This is a genomic window from Geodermatophilus maliterrae (assembly GCF_041018925.1).
Lineage (GTDB): Bacteria > Actinomycetota > Actinomycetes > Mycobacteriales > Geodermatophilaceae > Geodermatophilus > Geodermatophilus maliterrae.
Map to the genome: position 1 here is coordinate 1 of NZ_JBFNXQ010000174.1, position 4,731 is coordinate 4,731.

Genomic DNA, 4,731 nt, shown 5'->3' on the forward strand with positions numbered 1-4,731 from the left:
CAGCGCGGCCCGGGCGGCCGCGGCCCGGTCGAGGACGTCGGCGGGGAACGCCAGCCCGGTGGTGAGGACGGCGGCGACGTCCACCCGAACCCCGAGCGCGGCGGCCCGCTCGGTGAAGGCCTGCCGGGCGGCGGCGGTGCGGGCGTCGAGCAGCGTGGCGACGACGTAGCGCTCGCGCGGCCAGCGCGCGTGCAGCTCGGCGACGGTGTTGAGCACCGTCCGGCCCGAGGTCAGCTCGTCGTCGACCAGCACCAGCGGCCCGGGCGCGGCGAGGTCGACGTCGCCGGCGGGCTGCAGCGCGTGCGCGACGGCGTGCGAGTGCTCCTCCTCGAAGGCGGCGGCCACCGGCGCGTCAGGGTGCACGCGGCGGGTGGTGTGCAGGTAGGTCGCGGCCAGCCGCGCGGCGGCCGCGTGGCCCAGGCCGGTCGCCGTCTCGCAGTAGCCGACGACCAGACCGGGGACGTCGGCCCCGAGGACGGCGGCGACGGCGTCGCCCACCGCCGAACCGGCGCCCAGCACGGCGGCGGGCGCGACGGGGACGTGCTTGCCGAGCACCCGGGAGACGACGAGGTGGGCTCGGCGCGGGTTGTCCCGCAGCGCCAGGCCGCACAGCGCGGCGAAGCGGTCGGGGTCGCTCACCCCGACGCCGAGCAGCCGGGAGACGGTGCGGCCGAGGTCGACCGCACCAGTGGTCAGCGTGGTCACGCGCGCCGGGCCTCCCCCGCCGCGAACACCTCGGCCAGCCGGCGCTGCCCGGCCGCGAGCAGCTCGACCAGCGCGGCCTCGTCGGCGACCACGCCGTAGACCGCGGCGCGGCGGCTGACCAGCTCGGCCCACAGCGCGTGCGGCCCGATCTCGTTCATCCGCCCGTGCCCGGAGACCGCGATGCCGCCGCGACCGCGGGCCGTGAGGACCTCCAGCGCGTCGTCGTACTCCGAGCGGGAGACGGTGAGCAGCGCGTTGACCACCGAGACGTGCGCGGGGTGGATGACCGTCTTGCCGAGCACGCCGTTGGCCTTGTCGAGCGCGACCTCGCGCACCAGGCCGTCGAGGTCGTCGTCGATCATGCGCTGCCGCAGGCCGGTCTCGTGCTGCTCGGTGAACGGCGACTGGCGCAGCTGCGGCTTGAACAGCCGGGGCCCGCCGGGGATGTGCTCCCACACCGCGCCGGTGACCACGTGCTCGCCGCCGCGGGTGAAGCGGTTGACCACGTCGGCCAGGCAGTCGCGGACGACGGCGACGTCCCAGATGGTGGTGTGGCGGTCGCGGCGCAGGCCGAACAGGCCCGACAGGTCGGTGCCGCCGACCCGCAGGCAGAGCACCTGGTCGCGGTGCGCGGCCACCACGTCGGCCAGCACGGCCAGCGTCTCGGCGCGGGTCTCCCGGTAGGCGAGGTCGGGCGTCTCGAGGATCGGCATACCGTACAGCGGGTGCCCGGTCGCGGCGCTCACCTCGGCGATCGCCTGGAGCATCGGGCCGAGCGTCGTCCCGGTGGCCTTGGGCAGGCTGAAGCCGGTGAGCCGGGCCAGGGCCGGGCCGGCGGCCAGCGCCAGCGAGCGGATCTGCCCGGGCGTGCGCACCCGCACGAACAGCAGCGGCAGCACCGGCGCCTCGCCGTCGTCGACCCGGCGGGACAGCCGACGCAGCGCGGCGACGACGTTGGCCTCGGCGTCGGCGACGGCGGCGTGCGGGATGGCGTCCTCGAGGCACCACACCACGCTGGTGGCCCCGACGGCGGCGGCCCGCTCGGCGTCGGCGTCGAGCGCCGGACGGGTGCCAGGGCTGTAGAGCGTGGCCCCGAGGGCCAGGGCCAGCACGCCGCGCTGGGTGGCCGGCCCCACCTCCTCCGGCGGGACGGCGAAGAGCCGTCCGCGCTCGTCGTCGGTCAGGTACGCGAAGTGGCGCACGGTCGCTCCCTTCCACCCCGTGCGGGACGTGGGGTCGGTCGAGGGCAACGCGGTCGCGGGCCGGCTGCTCAGCGGAGCAGGCCCTGCGCGCGCGCCCGGCGGAGCCAGTCGGGGTACTCGGTCATGAGCCGGTCGAACAGCGCGTCGTCGCTGATCGGCCGGCGGCCCATGAGGTCGTCCTGGGAGACGGCGAAGAAGTCGGCGTTGTCGGTGTAGCGGCCCTCGAGGTCGTCGAGGCGCTGGAGGTAGGAGAACTGCCGCTCCGGGCCGATGCCCATGAACTGCCAGAACACCGGCTCGAACGACGCGGCCTTGATCTGCCTGGTCGCGGCCGACTTGTCGCTGGGGGCGCCGTCGGTGAGGAACATGACGTAGACCGGCACCTGCGCCGGCTGGGGCTCGGCGCGCTCGCGGCTGTCGCCGAAGTAGGCCTGCCGGACGGCGGCCATCGCCGCGCCGTAGCGGGTGTCGTACTCCAGCGGGAACTGCCGGGACAGGTCGGCGATGTACTGCTGGTGGCCCTCTAGCCGCAGCCCCGGCTCGGGCCGGTGCACGTTCTGGCCGAAGAGGAAGACGTCGACCACGCCGTCGTCGTCGAAGCGCAGCCCCAGCGCCAGCACCCGCTCGGCCAGCCGCTGCACGGCGCCGGCCCGGTAGAGCGCGGCCATCGACCCGGAGATGTCGAGGACCAGCGCGACCCGGGCGGTGTGCTCGTCCAGCCCGCGCTTCTCCAGGCTGACGCCGGCGGTCTTGACCAGGCTGAGCATCTGCGGTGCCGAGCCGGCCAGCTTCTTCTCGAGGTCGACCAGCCGCCGCTTCTCCATGCTGACCGGGGGTGCCGCGGGGGGCGGCGGGGCCGGCGCCGGGGCGGGCTCGTCGTCGACGCTGACGCCGACGTCGGTGGCCATGCCGGCCAGGCCGTCGGTGAAGCCCTGCCCGACGGCGCGGACCTTCCACTCCGGCCCGCGGCGGTAGACCTCGGCGAAGACCAGCGCGGTCTCCGGGCCGGCGGCCAGCTCGCACCGGACGGCGGGCGGACGGCCCTCGGCGGCCACCTCGACGGCGAGGCCGGACAGCCCGCCGAAGGTGCCCGCGCCGTCGAGCGAGGCGCCGATGACGACCTTCTCGACGTCGGGCGGCAGCGCCGCGGGGTCGATGCGGACCTGGTCGACGGTGGCGCCACCACGGGCGGTCTTGCCGAGGTGGCGCACCGCGCCGCCGGCGCCGGAGGGCTGGTTGTAGAAGACGAAGTCGTCGTCGCTGCGGACCCGGCCGGCGGCGGTGGTGAGGAACGCCGAGAGGTCGGCGTCGACGCCGGGCGCCGGCGTCCAGGTGAGCGTGACGACCACGGGTCCGGTCAGGCCGGCCTGCACGAGGCCGACGTTGCCGCCGCGGGTGAGGACGTGGACCACGGCGCTCAGCCGCGGGGAGCCGGGGGGGTCACTTGCGCCCGCTCGTCCAGTCGAGACCCCAGCCGTAGGCGCTGTCGAGGTCGCGCTGCACGCCGCGCAGGTAGCGGATCTCGCGCTGCACGGTGAGCGCGCCGCCGGAGTTGGTCAGCAGCGCGATGGCGCAGGAGCGGGCGCCGGCGGCGTGCTCGTCGAGGCGGACCTCGATCGGTGCGGCGCCCTGCGGGTACAGCGTGACGACGCCGTTGGCCGCGGCCCAGTCGGGCGCGCCCTCGTAGATGTAGGCGAACACCAGGACGCGGCGGATCGCGTCGAGGTGGTCGAGGTTGACGACGAGGTTCTCCCCGCCGCTCCTCGCGCCGGAGCGGTCGTCGCCGTCGAGCAGCACGTAGGGCGGCCGGTCGAGCGCGCCGAAGGCGTTGCCCAGCGCCTGGACGACGCCCTTGCGGCCGTCGGCGGTCTCCCAGAGGCAGCCGAGGTCGAGGTCGACGGCGCTGCCCTTGGAGAACAGGCCCCGGCGGCCGGACTCCCAGTTGAGGTTGACCCGCATCTGCCCGCCGGCACCGTGGCCCTTGGTCAGCGAGACCGACGGCGCGCCCTTGGTGAGCGTCACCTTCGACAGGCTCACGCCGCCGGCGGGGGTCGTGGGTGGGGCGGACGGTCGGCGGGTGTAGTCGACCACGACGGGGACCTCCGGGGCTCGGGGTGCGCAGGTGTGCCGGGCAGGGCGCCGGGCCCGGACGGGTGCCGTCCGGGCCCGGCGGGTGAGCCGGAGGTCAGCCGACGTTGACGCCGAAGTCCTGCGCGATGCCGCGCAGGCCGGAGGCGTAGCCCTGGCCCACGGCCCGGAACTTCCACTCGGCACCGTTGCGGTAGAGCTCGCCGAAGACCATGGCGGTCTCCACCGAGGCGTCCTCGGTCAGGTCGTAGCGGGCGATCTCCGAGCCGTTGGCCTGGTTGACCACGCGGATGAAGGCGTTGCGGACGGCGCCGAAGTTCTGCTTGCGGCTGTCGGCGTCGTAGATCGAGACCGGGAAGACGATCTTCTGGCAGTTCGGCGGGACGGAGGCCAGGTCGACCTGGATGACCTCGTCGTCGCCCTCGCCCTGGCCGGTGAGGTTGTCACCGACGTGCACCACCGAGCCGTCGGGGCTGCGCAGGTTGTTGAAGAAGACGAAGCCCGAGTCGTCGGGGGTGACCTTGCCCTCGGGACCGATCATGATCGCCGAGGCGTCGAGGTCGAAGTCGCCACCGGCGAACGTGTTGACGTCCCAGCCGAGGCCGACGTTGACCGCGGTGAGACCCGGCGCCTCCTTGGTCAGCGAGACGTTCCCGCCCTTGGAGAGGCTGACACCCATCTGTTGGACTCCCATGCGCTCTAGGGGCGGACCGGCGGTCGCCGCTCCGCAGCGCGC

General features: G+C 74.9%; 5 protein-coding genes. All 5 read right to left on the reverse strand.

The annotated features are described in order from the left end of the window. Window positions 1–705: phosphoribosyltransferase domain-containing protein (locus ABQ292_RS26005; protein ID WP_369210597.1), on the reverse strand; the 705-nt coding region annotated here is incomplete at its 3' end. Continuing rightward, a complete protein-coding gene (locus tag ABQ292_RS26010; RefSeq protein WP_369210598.1) occupies window positions 702–1,907 on the reverse strand; it encodes an HpcH/HpaI aldolase/citrate lyase family protein in 1,206 nt (401 codons plus the stop codon). The genes ABQ292_RS26010 and ABQ292_RS26005, both read right to left, overlap by 4 nt. Before the next feature lie 68 nt (window positions 1,908–1,975). After that, window positions 1,976–3,319, reverse strand: a complete 1,344-nt coding sequence (locus ABQ292_RS26015) for a VWA domain-containing protein (protein WP_369210599.1) — start codon at window positions 3,317–3,319, stop codon at window positions 1,976–1,978. Window positions 3,320–3,347: 28 nt separating this feature from the next. Next, window positions 3,348–3,998 carry a TerD family protein gene (locus tag ABQ292_RS26020; RefSeq protein ID WP_369210600.1) on the reverse strand — a complete coding sequence of 217 codons (651 nt, stop codon included), beginning with the start codon at window positions 3,996–3,998 and terminating at the stop codon, window positions 3,348–3,350. A gap of 94 nt (window positions 3,999–4,092) precedes the next feature. After that, on the reverse strand, window positions 4,093–4,731 hold a 639-nt coding region (locus ABQ292_RS26025; protein WP_438940640.1), incomplete at its 5' end, for a TerD family protein.